Genomic DNA, 23,250 nt, shown 5'->3' on the forward strand with positions numbered 1-23,250 from the left:
TGCGCCCGATCATAAAGCGCACGCAGTGATCCTTTACCAGCTCCGACGCAATGTCGCGGTGATTTCACGGCCCGGATTATAGAAATCTGCGCCAAAGCCACCATAGGCCACATATTTCTTGTCGAACAGATTGCTGACATTGACTTCAAGGGTCGACTTATCCAGGAATTCATAACTGAGCGCCGCATCGAAGACCACACTCGCATCAGCGCCCGAATTATTGGCGGCCGTGAAATAATAGGCCCCGGTATAGCGCGTCCCCAGGCCAAGGGTAAGATTTCCGATCTTGCCGTGGCCAGGCAGGGTATAGTTGGCCCATAATGAAGCCAGATGATTAGAGACAAATTGCGGTTTGTTGCCTTCCGTTCCGTCTCCCCCGTTCTCTACAATTTCGGGATCAAGGTAGGAGTAGGCCGCGGTGAGACTGAAATGATCCGTGATTTCCGCCTTGGCTTCAAGATCAATGCCCCGGACGCGGATTTCACCAATCGTGCTTGGCTGCGCAGTGATGGGATCAGTGATCGAGATATTGTTCTTCGTCAGGTCATAGAGCGCAAGCGTGAACAGCGCTGGAAAGGCTTCCGGGCGATATTTGACACCAACTTCAAACTGCTCGCCGCGCTCCGGATCCACACCGATGGCGGGTGGGGCCACTGACTGCGCATAGCTGCCATAGACAGCCCATGCGTCACTGACCTTATAGGTGAGGCCAAATCGGCTGGTCAGCTCATCGAAATCCGCTTGGGTGCTGCTGTTTCTGATCAAGTTTGTCTGCTGCAAATCCAGCCAGTCATTGCGCAGGCCGATGCTGGCAATCCATTTCTCGGCTATTGTCAAATCCTGCTGCAGATAAAGCGCTGTCGTCCTTTGCTTGCTGGCGACATTGCTAAAGAGCGGCACGCTCGCCGGCGCTCCTGTGTAAACCGGATTTGTCCAGTCTATACTCGGTGCGCTCCCAAACCGCGTCGCGTTGTTGGCTTTGTAATCATTATATTGCAGGCCAAGCATGGTGCGACTTTTCACATTGGCAAAATCCGTTTCATAGGTCACATTCGCATCGCCAATAAAATTGTTTCCCGACGCTTCATTGCCAAAGTAGGAGCGTCCGGCAATGGTCGAACCATCAGAAGGCGTCGAGGATATGTAGGCATAGCCGAAATCCGTGCTCTGCTTGCTGTAGCGGCTATTGACACGCAGGCTGAACCCGTTGCCGAAATCATGATCAAACATGGCGCTGACGCTGTTTCGATCCGTACCGCGGTAATTATAGTCAGGTTCCCCAAAAAAGCGGCTGCGGCTGAAATCCGTGCCCACCGGATGGCCACCGCTGCCTGGCACACCGTTTTTATGAAGGTGATCAAAAACAATCGTCAGATTGGTGGCGTCATCGGGTCGCCAAGTCAAACCACCCATAATGAACTTTTCATCATCGCGGGAGTAATCATATTCGGCATCTCCATCGCGGAACTTTCCCGTCAACCGGTAGGACACTGTGTCATCAGGGGTAAGATTATTGCCAAAATCAAATCCCACTTCCTTGCGGCTGAATGAGCCACCTGTCACATAGGCTTCACCGAACCGTTCATTGCGCGGTCGCTTGCTGACATAATTAACTGAACCGCCGGGATCTGAAACACCAAAAACCGTTGAGTTTCCGCCCTTAAGAACCTCGACACGGTCGAAGGCATAGGGTTCTTCCCGAATGCCCCCAAACGGGCGTCCCAGGGGGAGGCCGTCGCGGTAAGTGGTTGCATCGAAGCCACGAATTTTAAAGAAATCAAAACGATCATCTGAACCGTAGAAGTCGGTGGAAACGCCGGCGGTGTACTGCAAGACCTGTTCAACACTCTGCGCTCCGCGCTGCTGGATTTCCTTTGCAGTAATAACCGACACAGAGGCGGAGGTGTCGAGAATATCCGTCGCCAGCTTGCTGCCACTCACCGTACGTGTCGCAACGATCGTGCTTCTATCATCATCGGAGCCCTTGCCATCAACAGTAATCGTCTCGAGGATGACCGTCGCAGTTTCGGGCTTTTGCTGCGGGATACTCTGCGCTCGACCATTCGCAGGCATCAACATCACCCATGCCGCACAACTGAGCAAGAGCTTGGTTCCTGTCCGCTCTGCGATTGACCGATTGTCTTCAGACAGTGTGCTTACCATGATGTTGTTCCGGATTAGAGCTTCGGTTACCAGCAGACACGTCCGGGGCGTGAGACAATAGCCTTGTCTGGCCCCCGCGATATCCCGCTATGTTGAGGGCTTTCCACTAACTTGAGACTATTTATCCAGTATTGTAAAATCCAGCATTATTGTAGAAAGCGACGGTTATTTCAGCGCAATATTGCCCGGCATTCGCTGCTGGCCTTGACGCTCGCGCTTTAAGCTGAGACTGAAAGACAAGTTTTACAGCCCGCGAAAGTATCTCGATGCAAAGCCTTGTCCGCTCCCTGTTCCTTCTTGCTGCGATCTGTGGTGTGGTCTTGGCGCCCACAGCTGCGAAATCCGAGCAAGAACAAGGCTATCCAATTGTCGTAAAGCACGCTTTCGGAACGACGATGATTGAGAAAAAGCCGGTGAGAATTGCCAGTGTGGCTTGGGCCAATCACGAAGTCGCTCTTGCGTTGGGGGTTGTCCCCGTCGGCATGGCTGCGGCAAATTTCGGAGATGACGATGGCGACGGAGTCTTGCCCTGGGTCACAGAACGGCTGAACCAACTCGGTGCTGAAACGCCCGTGCTTTTCGACGAAGGTGATGGAATTGATTTTGAAGCGGTTGCGGCGACCAGCCCCGATCTGATCCTTGCGGCTTATTCGGGATTGAGCGAATCCGATTATCAGACATTAAGTCAGATCGCGCCAGTGGTTGCCTATCCCGATGCTGCTTGGTCGACCGACTGGCGCCAGATGATCCGGCTCAACAGCACCGCCATGGGCCTGGCAAGCCAAGGCGATGCACTGATCAACAAGATCGAATCCGAGATCACCGAAACGCTGGCGGCTTTTCCGCAGCTAAAAGCAAAGTCTGCGCTGTTCGTCACCCATCTTGATGCTGGCGATTTAAGCACCATTCATTTCTACACCACCAATGACACACGGGTGAAGTTTTTCCAGGATCTTGGCCTGGTTTCTCCCAAAAGCGTGATAGCAGCATCTGAACCCGGTCAGTTTTCCGGTTCCATCAGTTCGGAGCGGGTCGATCTGTTCGATGACGTCGATATTATCGTCACTTATGGTGGCCAATCTTTGTCTGCAGCCCTCAAATCAAACCCACTTTTGTCCAAACTGCCCGTGGTCAAAAATGATGCATTGGTTATGCTCGGTCGCGATCCGCTCGGCACCGCAGCCAATCCAACGCCCTTGTCGATCCCTTTCGTGCTGAAGGACTATGTTGCGCTGCTCGCAGGCGCTGCGGACAAATCGAAATGAACGCGGTTCGCCTCGATACATCAGCACATCACTATTACGCTGCCGGCTCCAATAAATCCCGACTGCTATGGCTGTTGTTACTCGCCACCATTCTTGTCTTGGCTAGTGGCCTCTCGATAGGTCTGGGGACGCGCGCCGTGTCATTGGCAGAAATCCTCAATGCGCTCAATGGGCATCGCGAAACGATGGGCGAAGCAGCCGTTGCGTTGAGGATCCCCAGGACGCTACTCGCGATCATTGCTGGCGCGGCTCTCGGCCTTGCCGGTTGTGTGATGCAGGGGATCACGCGCAATCCGCTGGCTGATCCTGGGATCCTGGGTGTGAATATGGGCGCCGCGCTTGCGATGGTGATCGCCATAGCTTGGTTCAACATCGGATCGACTTATGCTCCTATCTGGGTGGCCATTGGCGGCGCGGGCGCCGCGGCTACCTTTGTTTATATCGTGGGCTCGCTGGGTCGGGGGGGCGCCACCCCGCTCAAACTCGCTTTGGCTGGCGCTGCAACCTCTGTTGCCTTCTCTTCTCTCGTGGTGGCAATCATTCTGCCGCGGGCAGATCTGGCCGGCAGCATCCGCGCCTGGCAGATCGGCGGCGTGGGCGGCGCCACTTTCGATCGGATCGTCCATGTATTGCCGTTTCTGGTGTTTGGGCTGGTGATCAGTCTATTGAGTGCCCGAAAACTGAATTCACTCGCATTGGGCGAGGAACTTGCAGCGGGACTGGGAGAAAACGTCGCTTTCGCACGTCTTTGTGCAGCGATCGGAGCAATCTTCTTATGCGGCGCGACCACGGCTATTTGCGGTCCAATCGGCTTTGTAGGTCTCGTCGTGCCGCATCTGTGTCGTTTGCTAATTGGTGTCGATCATCGCTGGTTGCTACCCTTTTCGGCAATCACTGGCGCAGTCCTGCTTGTTACCTCCGACATAATCGGACGGGTCATTGCGCGGCCGACGGAGATTGATGTTGGAATTATAACCGCCTTCCTTGGCGCTCCATTCTTCATCTACATCGTCCGACGTCAGCGGGTTCGGGAGTTGTGACTATGTCTGGCTCGGTTTGCGATCAGCTTTTGCGCCGTCGCCAGGTCGCCATGCGGGCCCGACACCGCCGCTTGGCCTGTCTGATCGTCATTTTGATCGCAGCATTTGCGTTGACATTAACGCTGGGACAGTCCTTCACCCCACCGCATCTGGTGATCAAGGTGCTGCTCGGGCAAAGCGTCCCTGGAGCAAGCTTCACGGTGGGACAACTTCGGCTGCCGCGCGCGCTCCTGTCGGTTCTCGCGGGTTTGAGTTTCGGTCTGGGCGGAGTGGCGTTTCAGACCATGCTGCGCAATCCTCTTGCAAGCCCTGACATTATCGGGATCAGTTCGGGTGCCAGCGCCGCGGCCGTCTTTGCAATTGTTGTTCTCTCTATGAATGGTGCAGCCGTTTCCATCTTTGCGGTTCTCAGTGGTCTCGCCATTGCCATGCTGGTCTATGCTCTGTCCTTTCGAGATGGCGTGGCGGGAACCCGGCTCATTCTGGTGGGGATCGGGGTATCGGCCATGCTCGAAAGCTTCATCGCCTATGTTCTGTCGAGCGCCCCTGCCTGGAACCTGCAGGAAGCAATGCGCTGGCTCACCGGAAGCGTCAACGGCGCGCGACTGGATCAACTCGCTCCACTGCTTCTTGCCCTGATGATCTTTGGCGGGCTGCTGCTGAGCAGACAGCGAGATCTTGAAATCCTGCGACTGGGGGACGACACTGCTGCCGCATTGGGCACCAATGTGGCACGTACACGCGTCATTATCATCATCGCTGCGGTGGGGATGATTTCCTTTGCCACCGCCATTGCCGGTCCAATTTCGTTCGTCGCCTTTCTGTCCGGTCCGATTGCCGCACGCATTTTCCGCAGCAATGGATCGCTGTTGCTGCCTGCCGCCCTCATCGGCGCCATTCTTGTACTGGTGGGTGATTATATCGGTCAATTCCTGTTACCCGGACGCTACCCTGTCGGCGTTATCACCGGCGCTCTTGGCGCACCCTACCTGATCTATCTCATTATACGCGTCAACCGGACCGGGGGTACATTATGACTAACCTCTCTCTAGAAGTGAAAGGCTTATCAAGCGGTTACGGCGATAATCTGATCCTCAAGGAGCTTGACCTCACCATTGTTTCAGGAAAAATAACGGTGATCGTCGGCGCCAATGCCTGTGGCAAGTCAACCCTGCTGCGCACCATGTCACGTCTGCTCGTTCCGCAGCAGGGCACCGTGCTGCTCGATGGAAAATCCATCCATAAGATGCCTTCACGTATCCTTGCCCGTTCGCTCGGATTGCTGCCGCAATCGCCTATTGCACCCGATGGCATCAGTGTTGCCGATCTTGTCAGCCGCGGCCGACACCCCTATCAGGGTATCTTCTCCCGCTGGACCCGCGCCGATAATGAAGCGGTTGCCGCAGCGCTCTGTGCGACGAAAACCCTGCAACTCGCCGACAGGATGGTCGACGAACTGTCCGGCGGTCAGAAACAACGGGTTTGGATCGCCATGGCGCTCGCCCAGCAAACGAAGATCCTGCTGCTGGACGAGCCAACCACCTTCCTTGATATCAGTCATCAGGTCGAGGTCCTTGATCTGCTCACCGATCTCAACCGAGAGCGGCAGACAACCATTGTTATGGTGCTACATGACCTCAATCTTGCTGCGCGCTATGCCGATCATCTCATTGCCATAAAGGCGGGAAAGCTGCATATCGAAGGGCCGCCAGATGCCGTTCTGTGCGAAGATACCGTCCGCGCGGTTTTCAATCTCGACAGTCAGATCATTACCGACCCGACCTCGGGGCGCCCGATGATGCTGCCGATCGGCCGTTATCCCAAGCGATAAGCGCGGCCCTGCTGGAATTGTCGAAAGCGGATGCAGCAGTGACGTTTTTTTGGCCAGCTGCCTATTTTTTGTACAGCAGTAAACCTTTGTATGCGCAGGCAACCAGCAGCTGACAGCCTATCAGACGAATGATTGATCCTGCCGACGCCAATTATCGGCACCATCAAGGCTTTTAACGTCAATGCCCCCGCTGATTTCAAACTGGCACGACACTTGCTTGGTAGATGGCAGGCGCGGTGCTGTCGGCAAATGCCGGTGACACCGCAACAATTTGGTTTCAGACGCAGAACAAAAGAGACTAGGCGATGACAAAATTTAAGCTCGAATATATCTGGTTGGATGGATACACCCCGACACCGAACCTGCGTGGTAAAACCCAGATCAAGGAATATGACGCTTTCCCTAGCCTTGATCAGCTTCCTCTTTGGGGCTTCGATGGATCATCGACGATGCAGGCCGAGGGCCGCAGCTCGGATTGCGTTCTAAAGCCTGTCGCGATCTATCCCGATCCGGCGCGCAGCAATGGCGCGCTTGTCATGTGCGAAGTGATGATGCCGGACGGTGTCACCCCGCATCCTTCCAACAGTCGCGCCACAGTTCTTGACGATGAAGACGCATGGTTCGGCTTTGAACAGGAATATTTCTTCTACGAGAACGGTCGACCACTCGGCTTTCCTGAACAGGGCTTTCCGGCACCCCAGGGCCCTTATTACACCGGTGTTGGCTACAAGAATGTGGGTTCGATCGCGCGAAAGATCGTTGAGGAACATCTTGATCTCTGCCTTGAAGCCGGCATCAATCACGAAGGCATCAATGCGGAAGTCGCCAAGGGCCAGTGGGAATTCCAGATCTTCGGTAAAGGGTCGCGCAGCGCCGCTGACCAGATGTGGATCGCCCGCTATCTTCTGCTGCGCCTTTGCGAACAGTACGGAATCGATATTGAATTCCATTGCAAGCCGCTTGGTGACACCGACTGGAACGGTTCGGGCATGCATTGCAATTTTTCGACAAAGTTCATGCGCGAAGTTGGCGGCAAAGCCTATTTCGAAGCTTTGATGGCACAGTTTGAAAAAAACCTTCAGGACCATATCGACGTTTATGGACCCGACAATCACATGCGATTGACCGGCAAGCATGAGACGGCTCCATGGAACAAGTTCTCCTACGGTGTTGGTGATCGCGGCGCATCGATCCGCGTTCCACATTCCTTCATCCAGAACGACTACAAGGGCTATCTCGAGGATCGTCGACCCAATTCCCAGGGCTGCCCATATCAGATCGCTTCTCAGGTGCTTAAGACGATATCGGAAGTGCCGACTGCAGCCGATGAGGCGCTCGCAGCCTGACCATCTGGCTTTAGAAATCAAAAAGCCGACCGTCTCGCACGGTCGGCTTTGCATATCGAATTTTACGGATCCGGTGGCGATCCGGAAAGCTGATCAAGATAATGCCGGCACCAATGAAACACATCATTGGTTGTCACAGCCTCCATCATTGCTTGATAGCGCTGTCGCCGCTGCTCAAGCGGCATGGACGCTGCGCGCGCCAGGGCGTCAGCAATGGTCTCAACATCATATGGATTGACTAGAAGTGCACCCTCGCCCAGTTCATGGGCTGCCCCAGCAAAGCGCGAAAGAACCAGAACTCCGGGATTTTCTGGATCCTGTGCTGCGACATATTCTTTTGCGACTAGGTTCATACCATCGCGGAGCGGGGTCACCAGCCCGACTTTCGCCATGCGGTAGACTGCCGAAAGCAATTGTTGACCAAAGGCACGATTGACATAACGCACCGGCGTCCAATCGAGCCGGCCCATTGCACCGTTGATATGTCCCGCGATTTCAGCGACTTCGTGTTGCAGCGCGTCATATTCGGCGACATCAGAGCGACTTTTCGGGGTGATTTGCAGCATGGTGATGCGCCCGTGCCAGGCCGGATTAACCTCAAGGAAACGGCGAAAGCCGCGCAAGCGCTCCGGTATCCCTTTGGTGTAATCGAGGCGATCCACCCCGACAATCAGATCGCGCCCCTCCAGGGACTGCTGAAACCGCTTTATTGTGGAACTGATGCTGGCGGATGGGACGGCGCTTGAAAAAGAACTGACATCAATGCCGATCGGAAAGGCGCCGACGAGAAAGCGCCGCAGCGGATTGTCGAACAGACCTGGCTTTCCGTCGACGGGATTGGCTACGCCACCTCGACGCAAACAAAGCGCAAAATTTTCTGCATCATCCTCGGTCTGAAACCCGATGAGATCGAACGCCGTCATGGCAGTCAATAGAGCAGCCTGTACCGGCAAAGTAAAAAACACATCCGGCGAGGGCCATGGAATATGCATGAAAAAGCCGATCCGGTTGGTGACGCCCATCTGTCTGAGCTCCGCTGCCAGCGGCAAAAGATGATAATCATGAATCCAGATGACATCATCCGCGCGGATGAGCGGCCTCAAACGTTCGGCAAACAGCCGGTTGACTCTGAGATAGCCGGCCATATCCCGACGTGCATAATCGGTCAGATCAATCCGATAATGACACAGCGGCCAAAGCACACTATTGGCAAGACCCGCATAATATTCGGCAAGATCCTGATCGGACAAGTCGGACAGGGCGTAGGTAATGGCGCCTTCCTCGCGGATCGTCAGTGGGCCGGGTTCCTTTGCGCCACTTGTGCGCCCCGACCACCCCATCCAGATGCCACCGCGTTCGTTCAAGGCAGCCTGGACCGCTACCGCCAGCCCGCCCTGTGGCGGGCGGTCCGGGTCGGGGACGCGATTGGAAACAACAACCAGTCTGCTCACGAACATGTCTCCTGCAATTTCAGCTGAGCCGACGAAAATCCACGCAGACGCTCATTCAACCTCTTCACAACCAATGCTCCTGATCCAGTTTCTTAATAGTGTCGGAGTTTGGATAACCATTGAGGCACAGGTTTTGTTTCCGTTCGTCACATGACCGACGCGTATACTGGCCCCTCCTCTGGTGTTGATTTCCGCAAACATCGCTTCGTCGGTCAGGTCATCGCCCGCGGCAATGGGAAATCGCCCTTTGAAGGCAGGCGTTTGCATGAAGAAGTTCACAGCTGTGGCCTTGGTGCGGCCCCCCGGCTTGACCTCATACACGAACTTTCCGGCCTGCAAACTATAGGTGACGCCCGCCGTCACGACGGCCTGTTTCATGATCTCGAGGACGGCCGCCGCATGATGCTGGGCGCGGCGATAATGCAAAGCGAACGCCCTGCCCTTGTCTTCGAAAATTACGCCGGAAAGCCCTGACGCAGCAGCCTTCGCATTGGCTCGCGCCGTCATATAACTTCCCCAATCCTCGCTGTGAGAAGAAATATCAGAACCGTTGCATCCTTCCACCTGTCCATTTAGCTTAAGCTCTGCGCCATGCAGCCCCGCAACCGCAAATGGGTGAGCGGGAAACAAAGCCTCCACAAAGGCCACGGAACGTCCTGTTACAATCGCCACTGCGCCATGGGTGCGCTCAGAGAGGCGTTGCAGATTGTCCTGCAAGTCCGGCTCCGCTTTAACGGCATCCGGTGTAGGCGCAAGATCAAGCAAAGTTCCGTCAAGATCGAGGAAGAAAGCCAGGTCTCCCAGTGCAGAGATGCTCTCCCAATTGCTCAGTTGGAGTGGCCGGAGCGGATGAAAATAGCGAGAGGAGAAGAGGGAGGGCACAAAAAGTGCCGTCGAAAATTCAATGTTTTCAGCCTGTGACATGCATCCTTAGGATAGGGTGAGGTCGGAGAAAGGCAAGCAACGGATTGAACCGCACCGATGCTGGACCGAGCGAACGCCAGGAAACAAGACGAACAAAGGGAGCATCCGCTCGGCCATCGATCAGCAACCGAACGGAAGGGAAGGTTGTGTGGCTCAATGTTCGACTTTTTGCGCCGCGCCAAGATGCTTACAATCCCACTTGATGTAGCACTAAGGACCTTCACTCCGTAATAATCGCGGAGTTTTCATCATAGATCGTTAAAAAAGCTCTGGCTAATTTTTCCTAATGCTGTGTAAAATAGGGTCATGCATCCCCCGTTGCCCAAAAATGACAGAGCGCGCCGCTATTTCCCCGAACTGCCATGGTGGATCGGCGGGACCGCGGTTTTTTTCACCTGGTGTGTCTATTGCTACATCACCGATGTGGATTGGGGCTCTTTGCTGCTGGGCACAGCGTCTGGCGCTATGATCGTCTGCTTTTCATTTGATACGTCCGAAGACGCCGCAAACAATTCTGACTGGCAGGACGACGACGGAGTGTGAGACGCCACCGGAACGACGATGTGGCGCACATGCGGCCTAATTCTTTCATGCCACCGATTGTGATGATACTGGCTGTGTCTTTGTTCTTGCTCTGAGAGCGAAGGTATGTGTCCCACAGGCCCCCTCGAAGGGCTAGCAGTTTCAATCAAAATGCAAAGAGCCTCCAAACGCGCTCGCAGGCCGCAACTCATGAAAGCGGACGGTTTTTTGCGCGATTTGCAGTGCAAATCTATCTGGCGGGCTCGCTGTCTGAGTTGAGTGCCAGCGCGAGAAACCATTGATACAGCAAGCCGCTCCCGATTAATCGACCCGATTGCCTTTAAAAAGCGAGTTTGGTCTCCAAAGATTGTCAAAATGACGTTGCACCATTGTTGCTGCCTCAAAACGCCCCTTGAACTTGCTAATCCAGCGCTGGCTGCCCTGGTCAGGACATCGATCCGGCTGTGCAAAGACGCCGAATTTAGAACTATTTTGTTTCATTTGTATAAAGATATAACATAAGTATTGTTTTCGGTTTCAATAGTCTTTGATGAATTATAAAGGGTTTTATTATGAATGTTTTATATATCGTTATCTTGAGTTACATGCGTCCGTTAAATGAAATAGATGCGCATTTGCCGGAACATATCGAGTGGTTGGATAAAGGCTATGCTGAAGGGGTATTTTTGGCATCGGGCCGCAGAATTCCTCGCATCGGCGGTGTAATCATCGCAAAAGCGGAGAGCCTGGAAAGCCTACAAGAGAGAATGCGCGAGGATCCCTTCCAACGATTGGGCCTATCAAAAGCGGATATTCTCCCCTTTGAGCCCAGCAGGTGTGTGGAGGCTTTCAAAGCCGTACTCGCTTAAAGGCGTATAACGTCGCATAGAACACAGATATTTTTAGGTGCAGCAACCCTGTGCCTTTTGGGACAATGACAGACTGTCGCCGCTACCTTTTGGGTGTCGGTATCCGGCACCTGCAGGAACTCGAAGAGCGGAAAAATGAGCCGTGACCTTCTCCTTTTCGAGCACACTTGGTCTTCAACTCATCCATTCTTGTTCCGGGGATGTGACATGACAACATTCTTGGGGGGGAGCTACAATTGCTCTGTTTACTGGCCAGAAGGCCGGCACCCAAACTGTGGCATCGTCACCGCATTGATGAGACTTCAAACTCAATTCAGTCAGTCCGCACAAGTGACTGACCAGCACGCGCAATGCAATCGCCAATGATCATGAGCGGAGTCCTACTGAGCAACTATTGCCATGAAATCATCCCGCCCGGTGGATTAAGCCTAGCGAGATCTAATCGGCGCTGCGCCAAGGGCTTGCTGAATGACAAAAATTTCGACAGGGAGCGATAATCTATCGCCGAAGCAAAGTAAGCAGTCACCCATAATCACGTATAAATAAAGACCGGACGGAATGTTGCGTCGGAAGAATTACTCCACCCACCCATGCTTAAAGCCGCCGGCCAGCGATTGATGTTTATCTAATATTCACAACTATTAATAATGGCCTTATGAAATACTACGCTATTTAGTGCGACTAAATTATCCCTAGTCTATACTGTATATTATATGCATTTCGACGAGCATGTTGCTGGCAACATTTCTTTTGGGGTGCGGATATGAAATTTGAACCGATGGTTTCAAGGCGTCGTTTCCTGAAAGCGGGTCTGGCTGCATCAACTGCTACTCCCCTGCTATCCGGCATTTGCAACTGTGGTCTTTCCCACGCAAATGCACAGGGCTATCTTGCCACTGCGGTGACAACGCTCGATCACGCAGTTGTTCCAGGCGAGTATCTAACGAAGGGTAAGCGCTATCGAAAGCTTGCCGCCGACAATCCGCTCCCGATCGTCGTAAGAGAGGATCTGGCTGCAGCAAAACCCCAACGCGATGGGCGGCGAACCTCAATCGCGGCATTTGTGCACCTGACAGATTTACATATCATCGATGCGGCCTCGCCGAGCCATGCCGCCTTCATGCGCCAATTTGGGGGTATCAACGGGGTCATTGATGGTGCGCCGCTGTCAAATGCCTGGCGTCCGCACGACACACTGACATTGCAGGTCTTGGACGCCATGGTCCGGCGCGTCAATGCCGTTCAGAAGGGGCCCGTTTCTGGGCGACCGTTCGACTTTGCGATATCCACCGGAGACAATGCCGACACGCGGGCCACACATGAATTGCAGGCCGTGGTGACGGCGCTCAATGGCGGCTTGACGTCCATGTCGGCCACCGATGCTCCCTATGTCGGCATTCGGGATAATGCGGTGGTTTCAAAAGAAACCTATGATGCCTATTGGCATCCGGAACCAAGCCCCGGTGCACTAGCCGATGATCTCTGGAAAAGAGCTTATGGCTACCCGGTGATTGAGGGTTTCCTCGAAGCAATCAACAGGCCCGTTGTAACACAGGGATTGAACATGCCCTGGTATACGGGTTTCGGAAATCACGATGAACTTGATTTCGGGGTGTTCTCCAGCGGGAATGTTAATGCATTCACTGCGGCGATCGGCGTTGGCGACCGGGCCCCGGTCTCCTTGCCAAAGGGCATGAGCGCCAGTGATTTTATTGGCGAACTGGTTCAGGGCGATGGCCAAATTGTGGAGCGGATGATTGCATCACTTCCCTCCAGGATTGTGAAAGCCGCCCCGACACGCCGACCGTTCACCAAGTCCGAGTTCATTCAGTTGCATCTTGAGAGCATCGGTCCCCACGGCCCGCACGGACATGGCTTCTCGGAAGACAATCTCAACAATGAAAACGCCTATTATCGTTTCAAGATGGCGGAGAGGATGACGGGTATCATGCTTGATACCACCAATCCGCAGGGTGGACCCGATGGCTCGCTCGACAGCAATCAAGCGCAATGGCTGGAGGCGCAGCTTCGTTCCGTCTGCTCACGTTATTACACACAGGATGGCACACTGGTATACACCGGAAACAAGGATGAGCTGGTGACAATCTTCTCGCATCATAATTCGATCACCTTTGATAATTTCAAAGGAATAGCGCCTGCGGATCAGGGTGTAGCGCGTTTGGGTGCCGATGCTTTTCTAGCGCTTCTGGCGCGTTATCCCAACGTCATCTTGTGGGTGAACGGGCACACCCATTGTAATCGCATCTGGAGCCATTTTGATCCGCGCGATGAAGGGCATGGCATCTGGGAAATCAATACCGCTGCGCATATCGACTACCCACAGCAATCGCGGACAATTGAAATCGTCGACAATGCTGACGGAACGCTCTCGATCTTTGCAGTGGTGATCGACCATTCGTCCCCTGAAGCCATCATCCGCCACGGCGCGCAAACACAAGCATCACTTGCCGCATTAAGCCTGGAACTTGCGATGAATGATCCCGCGCTGGATCGTGGCTTCAGAATGGGTGCGCCAGAGGATCAGAATGTTGAATTGATCATCAACAAACCCTTTAATTAGCATCTTTGAGGCTCCGTCGGCTTGGCTGAAACCACGAGCCAGGTAATATCTTCGCAGCTGCACAGAAGGCGCCTCAAGCGGCCGCTGATGTCATTGCATGCCGCCTTTTCATCGCAATCGGTCCTTCCCGCGGGAACCCGGACGCAAGAATTAAGCCTTGGGCTCTACAAAAAGCTTCATCGCGGTCATTAAGGGGAGAGGAGCGCACCGTTGAACCTGTGTGAATCCGCAGTTGAAGGTGAGTTCTTCGTTGCCTGTGCAGGATCTGACATTGGACTTGACCCGGGGATGGCGATGCCTTGGCATCGATTACATCTTAATTGCTGGTGTTATAATTGCAGCCATTGTTCTCCCTGGCACGCCGAAATGGCTATCGAGACTGTATTCCCTCGTTTGAACAGAATGGGCGCGCCTTTGCTTCGATTGAATGTCGCCCGCCCAAAAATCGAAAACGGAAACGAAATCTTGTAAGCAGATCGGCCGGTTTGACGTTATCAATATTCACAGGTGACTTGACACTGTTCCAAAGTTCTATCGTGCCGAATATTGTATAAGCCTGGGAATGATCCAAAGCCCTATAAAAATTTGCTTGAAACGCCGGATCTATATTTGAGGTATAAGTAATGGATAAAATGAATATTAGTCAATTTCGAGTTGCAGGACTGACGGCGCGCGTGAGCAATGATCAGCCCGAGCAGATCGGTGCGACCTGGGGCGAATTCTGGGGCCGTGATATCAGCAATGCCGTCTCCTCCAAGGAGAGTTTGGATATCTATTGTGTGTATCATGGCTATGAAGGGGACCATCGCGCGCCCTATCACATGACGATCGGATACAGGGTTCCAGAAGATTTTTCAAATCCAGGCAATCTTTCCGTTGTCACGGTTCCCGCGCAAACAGTTGCGCGATTTGAAGCGGTTGGTGCTTTGCCAGAGGCTTTGATTTCGCAATGGCAACAGATCTGGGCATCCGACCTTGATCGCGCCTATCGTGCCGATTTTGATGTTTATGACGCCACGCGTCCGGATCGCGCCACCATCCATATCGGACTGAAATAGATCATTATCGGCAAGGATGCCATTGTTGCGAAACGCTTATTCGCCGATTGCCCTGAATGGTGCGTATGGCGGCTCGCAGATGATGGCACCTTTGCACGGACCAGCAAAATTGTGCTCAACAACGATTGCGCGCTGCCCTAACTGGTTCGTTCTAGAACCAGCCCCGATGTCATAGGTCTGTAAGGCTCAAGAAGAGCTCGACCTATTGCGTTGAGCAGCGCGAATTTCCATTCGCGGCTTGTGTGCGCCCTCTTTAAATGCCGTCAAATTCGCATATGGGCCGATCGAGATCGCTGATTGCAGCATGTGCCAACAGTTCTATTGGAGATAGGTCTGATCCATACCGGCATCAGGGGTCGGGATAGATAGGTGCCTCGAATGTGCGGCAAGTGCATGCGCAGCGACTGGCTCCTGCCGGCACTCAGCCAGAATAGACGTTACGACTTCAGTACCCCGAACGCGACAAAGTCGCTTGACGATAAGACCTCCATGTCAGATTTAGATCGAGGACGGGTATTGATGATCGACGGCCCTCGATGGCTCAGACTTCCTCGTGGTGAAGAGCGATGCAATCACCGCCTTGCCCCTCTCGCAAATTGTCAGAGATACGCGATGAGAGGGCAAGCGGCACAAGCGAATGGTTGATTGGCCTACCACCTGACTTTAAACCCAAGATTGCCTTTGATTGTGTAGCTGTCGGCAAAATGGTTGAGCGCTGTGTTGATGGTGGCTTCGCCATAAAGCTCGTATTTGGCTTCAGCCCATTGATATGTGCCGCCCATGCCAATCCCACCCCAGCTCCTGTCATCATCGGTGGCCATGCGGGTGCCGGCATAATCAATGCGGTTTTCGCCAATCAAAGCCTGATAAAGATTGGCAATGCCATAAATAGACGTGTCGACCTTGCGACCATCGGCGCCGGTAAAGCTGTTCTGATAATTGGCAGCCAGTCCAATCCGTCCCGTCAGGCTGTCGCCCGCATGGCTTGAGATCCGTGCGCCATAGGCATCGGTGAAGCTGTCAAAATCAACCGACGACCACATCAGCTGCGCCTGCGGCGTCAGCGACCAGCTCTCATTGAGAGTGATGCGCTGGCCTGCCTCAAGGCTCAATGAATAACGCCCTCACACAATCTTGTCGGATTTTACAACAGCTCGGTCCTGTTCACCCTGCGCTGCCCCCGCCTTGCCGTTGGAAAACAAAAACAGCGTGATCAAGGCGAACACCATGATAATGATGGCGACATCGAATGCGTTGACGGCACAGGCAATGCCGATTGCACCGGTTGCCCAGAGACTTGCGGCAGTTGCTGTCCCCTTGACTGAGGTACTCAGGCGCAGAATGGCGCCGCCACCAATAAAGCCCATCCCGGTAATCACCCCTTCGATGATGCGTGCAAGCGCTTCCGGATTGTCGGTGGTGACACCTTCTGTCGCCTGGACAAAGCCGCAACTTGCGACAGCAACGAGAGGAAACGTACGCAAGCCCGCACTGCGTTCCTCGCGTTCGCGGTGAAAGCCGATCGGAAGCGCCAGAATATAGGCGGCAGCCAGTGTAATAATATGTGGCCAGACGTTGAAATTATCGGAGTTTAGGGCTTCATTGAGCGCCGAATAGAACTGATCCATCTGTGACCTTCCCTGCTGGTGGGTCATCAACGAAGATGTTTGAAGAACGTTCCCAAACAGCGGGGCTGCAACGGTGTCATCACAGAAGGCACCGGTGCAATGGTTCGTTGCGAACCGCCGGCAATGCGGGTTCAACATCCAGGCGCACCGCGTTGCAACTGAAACCAGCGGCGGTCGCAGAGCGACGCCGCCAGTTTGTGTGCTGGTTAAAGACGTCTCGGTCCATGGCTTTTCGATAGAAGGCTGGCCCTATCGCAGATCATGGCAACGGATTGCTCAACTCTTCATGAAGCGCAACGCGCGCAGGATCTCAAAATAATCCGTCGTTTCAAAAAGCACTGATCGCGGACCGTTGCTACAAGCGTTGGGATAGAAGGACGCGCGATAGGCGTCACAGGGATTGTTGAATTCAATGATCAGGCGAAACTGCTTGGCAATGACTGGAGGCTGGATTGCGGCAATATTCTCGACAGCTGCCTGTGCTGCCGCTGCAATCGCCGCGCGCGCTGCGGCGGGCGCCATCGACAACGCGGCTGCACCATAGCCCGTCAAGGTTTGCACAGTTGCAATCCCGCTCACAAGGTCGCTGGCATCCTGACAGATCCCGGCATCACCGCTCACCAGCAGCGATGGCACCTTATAACGGGCCGCGCAAAGGGCGTTGATGGTGAACTCGGAAACCACCGCATCATTGAGGATGAGTCTGGAAATGCGCAGATTGAAGGTATGGGCCAGCGGATTGGCTTCTGTTCCGGCTTTTGCGTGATAGCCGATATAGAAGGCGCCGGAAAAGCTTTCATCAAGTCCAAACATCATCGAATCGGGATGGCCAGACCAGCCGCGCACGATCTGCGTATAGTCTGGAAGCCGATCCAGCATCAGATTGCGGCCGCTGTCATGAGCGTCCTTGATCAGGATCTGGGTCGCACCCGCAGCCCGCGCGCCTTGACAGGCCGCCACCACTTCCTCGGTCATCAGCGCTCTGAACTCCTGATAATCGGCGTGAGAATGCTCGGCCTCGTTCCACGACAGGATACCGGCCGTGCCTTCCATATCAGCTGAAATGAACAGTTTCATTTTCCCTCCTCGCGAGACAGGTTTGATGGCATTTTCTGATGATTGTTAATCAGCCTTGGATCATGCTGGCGCCGCTGCCTCGATGAAGGCATCAAAGATCCGCAATCCGGGATGGGGGACTTCATCCGGGTCGCCAGGCCGCCTTGCATACATCCGCTCAGGGTGCCATTGCAGCCCGACAGCGAAGGCATAGGCAGGCACGTCGATGGCTTCGATCACCCCGTCGCAGGCACGCGCCGCGACGGTCACAGCGCTGGATATTTCGACGAGCGCTTCGCGATGAAACGTGTTGACGCTAAAGCAGGTGGAGCCGAGAATGGAAGCGATCCGGCTATCAGGCTCGACCAGCACATCATGAACCAGGGCACCGTTATCATGCGACAGGCCAGCCGGGTTATGGCTGCTGATATCGGACACCATCCGGCATCCATTCAGACAGCCCAGCATCTGCATGCCGTTGCAAATTCCCAGCACCGGTTTGTCGATGGCCAGAAATCCCTGCATCAAGGCGCATTCAACAGCCAGGCGTTCGGAGGCCGGGAAAGCGGATTGGTCGCCGTCGACATACCAATCTGTTGGAAATTTGATACGGCCACCAACACTTAAGAATCCATCGAAATCGGCAATCACCTGTTCCACAATCCCGCCAAGATAGGGAATGCCATAGGGGATGCCGCCGGCGCGCGCGATCGCCTCGAAATAGTGTTTTGACATCTCGTAGCGATCGCCGCCTGCAAGGGTATTTTCATCCATGATAACGGCGATGCGCGGCCTGCGCCGTCCGGTCAATGTTCTGCTCAGTGTCATGTTGTCTCCCCCTTTTTATGTCGGGCACAGATGGAGTTTAGCCTTGTCGAAGCCAGTCGGCCAGAGACGGGCGGAATTTGCCAGAACGACCGGCCAGCGCCTCGGCCTGGCACATCGAATTGAGCACCGCCTCCTGGGTTGCTTCGGCTGCAGCTCGAAACAGGATATCGATCCGGCTCTCATGGATGACCGCGATCGGCACGATCTCGCGTGTCTCGTCGTGATCGATCGGCTGTGCGGTGGAGAAGCCGAGCGCGATATCGCCACTGCCGTGCCCCCAAAACGCACCCAGCCGCGCCAGGCCGGCGCCACACCGCTTGACGATGCGTTTTGAGCTGACGATGCTCAACCGGCGTATCGGTGGCAAGCACCACGATGACCGATCGCTATTGGAACTTGACGGTTGAGATCCGCATCGTCCGACACCAATCGCCGCTTTCGTTTCGCGCGGAGACGATCTGGAAGCATTTGATGCTGCATGCTCAGCCGGCGTGAGGACGCGGACGCTGCTGTTGGTCTTGCTGGCACGGTCGGTAATGCATCAAACGCAATTTGCCGCCCGACCCTTTCTCGCGCAACCGGCATGGCGTCACATCCCACCAGGTCCCGACAGCAATACCGGGGGATCAACAGTTCCAGATTGAGATCATTTATAGCCCTTTTCCCGATCCGGCATTGGCATGGCGTAAAGCCGCGCGGACCCACGCTCTAGCGCGCAGCGCTGCGTGGATGCCAGATAATATCAAAGACTGCTGGCTGCACTGATTGCTGGGACAGAGCGAAGAAGGCATGGATCGGGCGCGGCAGTTCGGGTGCTTCGATCAACAATAGGATCTCGTTGCTGGCGGTTACGGGATGGACACGGATCCAGGCCTTTCCGATGGGGATACCTTGCGAGACGATCTGAAAATCGGCGGCCTTGCGGCTGGATTTGAGGGTCGGGATCAGGGCGATGGGCGCATCGATAAACAATGTCCGCAGATAGCCTTCAAAACGGCCATCTGCGCCGGCGCTGATTGTTCCGATTGCAGGCATGTTCAGTCTCCTCAACCAAAGGGCTTATTCCCTTCGTGAGATATCGACCGAACCACGCTCAAAGGCAGGGATGCAAGGTCCGTTTGAACGTGTTTTTGCAGCGAAGCGTTCGCGAGGAGCCGAACCGGCGGGGAAAAACACGTGCTGCCCTGGCACAAACGTGGCCTTGCGTCGCTGACGAGCTGGTTCAGATTTCTTGCGAAGGGGACGAGCCGTCTGTTGGTTGCGATGAAACGGGAGGCAAGGTGGGCGCGGCTGGCGCCGGGGTGAATGAAGGGGCGCATGCCGACGGCGCGGCAGCTCAACAAAGGGCCATGATGTTGCGTCTTAATTGCGGTGGTCTGTCGCGAGCGGACGACTGCTTGTTCGGCGTCGTCGTTAAAATTTCCGGCCATGTCATTTGTTAATCATGGCGATGGCGCTTGCTTCAAAAAGGGGTATTTTTGAGCAGGAAGAACATCACCCCGACGATCAGTGCTGCCACCAGCAATGCCATCAGAATCGCCGCTATTGTGAGGCCTTTTCTCGGTTCATCCTGTCTCACGTGCTCTCCCTCACGTCAAAACGAAACGCCCGGCTTCTGGCCATTGTTAGAGAAATCATCGCTTCTGTTTCGACAGGCTCTGTTTACAAGCGGTCATGACATGCGGAATATCCTCGGGCTGCATTTCCGTAAGGGAGGGAAGAGGCGCATTGCTCTCATACCAGTGTGCGGTTTGAACCAGGAAGCCCGCCGCGCGTGCCGCTCTGATAAACAATGCGCGCGCCCGCGCCGTTTTGCCATCGCTCTCAGCCAGACAGGCACCGATCGCGGCAAGATGCAGTCTCCGCCGCGCTGGGACCGACCGCCTTTCGCGCAGCCATTGAAGGGCAGCGGTGGTCGTTGTGATGGTCAGTCGGATTTGATAGTCTTCGCTGACCAGGTCTATTGGTTGTCCCCAGGGCATAGCGGAAGAACTCCTCTGACCATTTTATAAAGCGTCATTTGAACTGCGGTGAATTCCGTCTGGTGCCCGCAGCGACGGCATCGATTTCTGATCGCTACCCTTCAGCCTGCCGGCGAGGATAGGATTGGGGCCGGACCATCACAAGATTTGCGGCGCTCGGCTGCACGGATAAGGTGGTAAACCGATCCGCAAGCGCCGCTGGATTTTCGTGGCCGCAGCGTCGCCCTCCCCAGATCTCGATGGCCAGCGGGCGGCGATCACTTGCATGGGGTGGTTCCCAGCAGATTTCGACCATGTCCCCATTGGGAAACTCAAGCACGATCGAGCGCGCCGTCACGGCAAGCATTTCGTCCTCATTGGCAAGATAGGCTTTGACGGCATTTTGCTCTGGCATTGGGATATCCTGGTTAGACAAAAAATTGGCTGAAATGACATGGGTGATGAAAACAATGGAGCGCGCCCGATCCGGCCGCTGGCACCGCAAAGTGGACGTGCCGCCCAGCCTGAAAATCAACGCTGTGACTAGCGCAACGCAGCGCAAGTTTTGGGACCTTCGAACCAGGCTGTTCATGACGCCCTTTGCTTACCAATGACTAGCATCCCTGGACAGGTCCAAACAATTACAAAAAATTGCTGCTAACAATTGCGCGTCGATTTTCGGCTGCGGCCGCGCCAAACAGCAGGCTGCGCGCCGCTTTCCTGTCGGAATTTGGGCCAGACTTTGATCCGCAATCAAAGGCCAGCTAGTTGCGCGCGAGCGCCACCACCGGATCGAGCCTCGATGCGTTGCGCGCCGGAATGAAGCCGAAGCCAACGCCAATCAGCGATGAGCAGAGGATTGCGACCAGGATCGAACCGGGTGAGTAGATAAGCGCGAACATGCTGTTGAACTGGGCAAATAACACACCAAAACCGAGCGCGAAGCCGGTTCCCGCCAGTCCGCCGATCAGGCAGACGAGGACCGATTCAATGAGGAACTGTTGCAGAATATCGCTTTGTCGCGCGCCCACCGCCATACGCACACCGATCTCGTTGACGCGTTCGGACACCGACACCAGCATGATGTTCATCACGCCAATGCCGCCGACAAAAAGAGAAATGCCAGCGATGCTTGCGACGAGCAGCGCCAATGTTGCGGTGGTTGCTTCAATGGTCTTCTGCAGGCTGCTGGTATTGAAGATGAAAAAATCCTTCTGCCCGTGCCTGAAACTGAGAAAAGAGGTGATGATCTTTTCGGCGGCAGTCGGATCCATCGTATCGGCAACACGCACGATGATAGACTGCAAGGTGTTGGTTCCGGTCATGCGGGTCTGCACTGTTGTGTAGGGAAGATAGACCTCAAGGTTCTGCGATGCACCCATCCCCTGCTCCTGCGCCTTCACCACACCAATGATGCGCAACGGGGTCTGCCGCAGCATGATAATCTTTCCGATCACGGACCCCCGCGCATGCTCAAACAGTGTCTTGCGCGCATTTTCGTCAATCAGCGCGTCCTGGGCACGCTGTTGCACGGCTGTTTGATCGAAGAAACGCCCTTCGAGCAATCTGCTTTTGCGGGTGACGAAATATTGCGGGCCGACGCCATTGACTGTCACACTGACTTCCTTGTTACCAACCCGCACGGTGGAGGCGGTGGATACCAGCGGCGTGGCAGCGATGACATAGGGCATTTTTTTAAGCTGCTGGGCGTCACTGATCGTCAGGGTGGTGATTTGTGCAGCCTTGAGATCACCAAATCCCCGGCCAGGGCTGATATAAAGCGTATTGCTGCCAAGATCGCTGATCTGTTCAAGGATTTTCTTTTGGGAGCCCTGGCCGAGCGCGATCACGCAAACAACGGAAGCTGTGCCGATGATGATACCGAGCATGGTGAGGAATGTACGCATGCGATGGGCGTTCATCGACCGCAGCGCCATAGCGAAAGCTTCGAGAAACCGGTCTTTCCATCCCTTGAGAAAATGCATCCGGCCCTTGCCTGCCGCGCTTGGAAGCAGATCCGGCTCCTCTGCTTGCTTCGCCTTTCGATCATCGGCAACGATGGTCCCGTCGCTGATTTCGATGATGCGGTTGGCGCGTTCAGCCACCCTGCGATCATGGGTCACGATAATGATCGTGTGACCCTCGTCATTGAGTTGCTGCAAAATTGAAAGCACGTCCTCGCCGCTCTGGCGGTCGAGTGCGCCTGTTGGTTCATCGGCGAGGATCACCGCAGCGTCGTTGATGAGCGCGCGCGCAATGGAAACCCGCTGCTGCTGGCCACCCGAAAGCTGATTGGGGCGATGGTGTAGTCGTTCACCCATACCGAGACGTTTGAGAATCTCGGTTGCCTTTTCACGCCGTGCCAAGCGGTCGCGCCCCGCGTAGATGGCAGGGATTTCGACATTGCCGAGCGCATCGAGTTCGCTGAGCAGGTGATAGCGTTGAAAGATAAATCCGAAATGCTCGCGTCGCAACTGCGCGAGTTCATCCGGTGATAGATCGGCGGTTTCCCGCCCGGAAATCCGATAGGTCCCTTCGGACGGTCTGTCCAGGCACCCCAGAATATTCATCAATGTCGATTTACCGGAACCCGATGCGCCGATGATGGCGACCATCTCCCCCCGTTCAATCGTCAGCTCGATATTTTTGAGAACATGGGTGAAACCGTCACCGGCAGGATAGCGACGATGAATGTCTTCAAGCGCGATCAGCGGAACCTCTGTCACT

At 54.8% G+C, this 23,250-nt stretch carries 19 protein-coding genes and 1 pseudogene; 8 read left to right on the forward strand and 12 right to left on the reverse strand.

The window, feature by feature from the left end:
• Positions 1-33 precede the first annotated feature (33 nt).
• The gene (locus tag RT142_RS13310; protein WP_313029148.1) at positions 34-2,163 is read right to left on the reverse strand and encodes a TonB-dependent siderophore receptor; all 2,130 of its coding nucleotides are present in this window, start codon (positions 2,161-2,163) and stop codon (positions 34-36) included.
• A gap of 266 nt (positions 2,164-2,429) precedes the next feature.
• On the opposite strand from RT142_RS13310, the gene RT142_RS13315 reads away from it, so the two are divergent.
• The 5 genes from RT142_RS13315 (at position 2,430) to RT142_RS13335 (ending at position 7,645) form a co-directional block, all read left to right on the forward strand.
• Positions 2,430-3,428 (forward strand): iron-siderophore ABC transporter substrate-binding protein, encoded by a 999-nt coding sequence (locus RT142_RS13315; RefSeq protein ID WP_094543965.1) that lies wholly within the window; start codon positions 2,430-2,432, stop codon positions 3,426-3,428.
• The gene (locus RT142_RS13320) at positions 3,425-4,468 is read left to right on the forward strand and encodes a FecCD family ABC transporter permease (RefSeq protein ID WP_094543964.1); all 1,044 of its coding nucleotides are present in this window, start codon (positions 3,425-3,427) and stop codon (positions 4,466-4,468) included. The genes RT142_RS13315 and RT142_RS13320 overlap by 4 nt, the downstream gene beginning before the upstream one ends.
• A gap of 50 nt (positions 4,469-4,518) precedes the next feature.
• The gene (locus tag RT142_RS13325) at positions 4,519-5,505 is read left to right on the forward strand and encodes an iron chelate uptake ABC transporter family permease subunit (protein ID WP_231194833.1); all 987 of its coding nucleotides are present in this window, start codon (positions 4,519-4,521) and stop codon (positions 5,503-5,505) included.
• The gene (locus RT142_RS13330; protein WP_094543962.1) at positions 5,502-6,299 is read left to right on the forward strand and encodes an ABC transporter ATP-binding protein; all 798 of its coding nucleotides are present in this window, start codon (positions 5,502-5,504) and stop codon (positions 6,297-6,299) included. Before RT142_RS13325 ends, RT142_RS13330 begins: the two co-directional genes overlap by 4 nt.
• Positions 6,300-6,604: 305 nt before the next feature.
• On the forward strand, positions 6,605-7,645 hold the full coding sequence (locus RT142_RS13335; protein WP_007880301.1) for a glutamine synthetase beta-grasp domain-containing protein: 1,041 nt from the start codon (positions 6,605-6,607) through the stop codon (positions 7,643-7,645).
• 62 nt (positions 7,646-7,707) lie between these two features.
• On the opposite strand, the gene otsA is transcribed toward RT142_RS13335, so the two are convergent.
• Positions 7,708-9,096 carry an alpha,alpha-trehalose-phosphate synthase (UDP-forming) gene (gene otsA / locus RT142_RS13340; protein WP_179253549.1) on the reverse strand — a complete coding sequence of 463 codons (1,389 nt, stop codon included), beginning with the start codon at positions 9,094-9,096 and terminating at the stop codon, positions 7,708-7,710.
• Positions 9,097-9,147: 51 nt separating this feature from the next.
• Complete coding sequence (gene otsB, locus RT142_RS13345) at positions 9,148-10,020, reverse strand: trehalose-phosphatase (protein ID WP_094543960.1); 873 nt, start codon at positions 10,018-10,020, stop codon at positions 9,148-9,150.
• Between the two features lie 1,094 nt (positions 10,021-11,114).
• Between otsB and RT142_RS13350 the strand changes: the two genes are divergently transcribed.
• The 3 genes from RT142_RS13350 to RT142_RS13360 all read left to right on the forward strand — a co-directional run bounded on the left by RT142_RS13350 (position 11,115) and on the right by RT142_RS13360 (position 15,050).
• Positions 11,115-11,411, forward strand: a complete 297-nt coding sequence (locus RT142_RS13350; protein ID WP_094543958.1) for a YciI family protein — start codon at positions 11,115-11,117, stop codon at positions 11,409-11,411.
• 763 nt (positions 11,412-12,174) lie between these two features.
• Entirely contained in the window at positions 12,175-13,992 is a 1,818-nt protein-coding gene (locus RT142_RS13355; protein WP_094543957.1) for a TIGR03767 family metallophosphoesterase, read from the forward strand.
• A 632-nt stretch (positions 13,993-14,624) separates the two neighbouring features.
• Positions 14,625-15,050 carry a GyrI-like domain-containing protein gene (locus RT142_RS13360; protein ID WP_162699586.1) on the forward strand — a complete coding sequence of 142 codons (426 nt, stop codon included), beginning with the start codon at positions 14,625-14,627 and terminating at the stop codon, positions 15,048-15,050.
• A 650-nt stretch (positions 15,051-15,700) separates the two neighbouring features.
• Here RT142_RS13360 and RT142_RS13365 read toward each other — a convergent pair.
• From RT142_RS13365 to RT142_RS13405, 9 genes and pseudogenes are all read right to left on the reverse strand, one after another.
• Positions 15,701-16,162: an autotransporter outer membrane beta-barrel domain-containing protein gene (locus RT142_RS13365; RefSeq protein ID WP_094543955.1), complete on the reverse strand. Its 462-nt coding sequence runs from the start codon at positions 16,160-16,162 to the stop codon at positions 15,701-15,703.
• 12 nt (positions 16,163-16,174) lie between these two features.
• Positions 16,175-16,678, reverse strand: a complete 504-nt coding sequence (locus RT142_RS13370; RefSeq protein ID WP_094543954.1) for an MgtC/SapB family protein — start codon at positions 16,676-16,678, stop codon at positions 16,175-16,177.
• 276 nt (positions 16,679-16,954) lie between these two features.
• Entirely contained in the window at positions 16,955-17,755 is an 801-nt protein-coding gene (locus RT142_RS13375; protein WP_094543953.1) for a M55 family metallopeptidase, read from the reverse strand.
• A 60-nt stretch (positions 17,756-17,815) separates the two neighbouring features.
• A complete protein-coding gene (locus RT142_RS13380) occupies positions 17,816-18,562 on the reverse strand; it encodes a gamma-glutamyl-gamma-aminobutyrate hydrolase family protein (protein WP_094543952.1) in 747 nt (248 codons plus the stop codon).
• Between the two features lie 37 nt (positions 18,563-18,599).
• A pseudogene (locus tag RT142_RS13385) lies at positions 18,600-18,945 on the reverse strand (P1 family peptidase); the annotation flags it as partial.
• Between the two features lie 325 nt (positions 18,946-19,270).
• Complete coding sequence (locus RT142_RS13390; protein WP_094543951.1) at positions 19,271-19,597, reverse strand: DUF736 family protein; 327 nt, start codon at positions 19,595-19,597, stop codon at positions 19,271-19,273.
• Positions 19,598-20,196: 599 nt separating this feature from the next.
• Positions 20,197-20,544 carry a DUF982 domain-containing protein gene (locus tag RT142_RS13395; protein WP_094543949.1) on the reverse strand — a complete coding sequence of 116 codons (348 nt, stop codon included), beginning with the start codon at positions 20,542-20,544 and terminating at the stop codon, positions 20,197-20,199.
• Between the two features lie 94 nt (positions 20,545-20,638).
• Positions 20,639-20,938, reverse strand: a complete 300-nt coding sequence (locus tag RT142_RS13400) for a hypothetical protein (RefSeq protein ID WP_094543948.1) — start codon at positions 20,936-20,938, stop codon at positions 20,639-20,641.
• 349 nt (positions 20,939-21,287) lie between these two features.
• On the reverse strand, positions 21,288-23,249 hold the full coding sequence (locus RT142_RS13405) for a MacB family efflux pump subunit (protein ID WP_094543947.1): 1,962 nt from the start codon (positions 23,247-23,249) through the stop codon (positions 21,288-21,290).
• Position 23,250: the final 1 nt, after the last annotated feature.

This window comes from Brucella sp. (assembly GCF_032066345.1).
In the GTDB taxonomy this organism is placed as follows: domain Bacteria; phylum Pseudomonadota; class Alphaproteobacteria; order Rhizobiales; family Rhizobiaceae; genus Brucella; species Brucella pseudogrignonensis.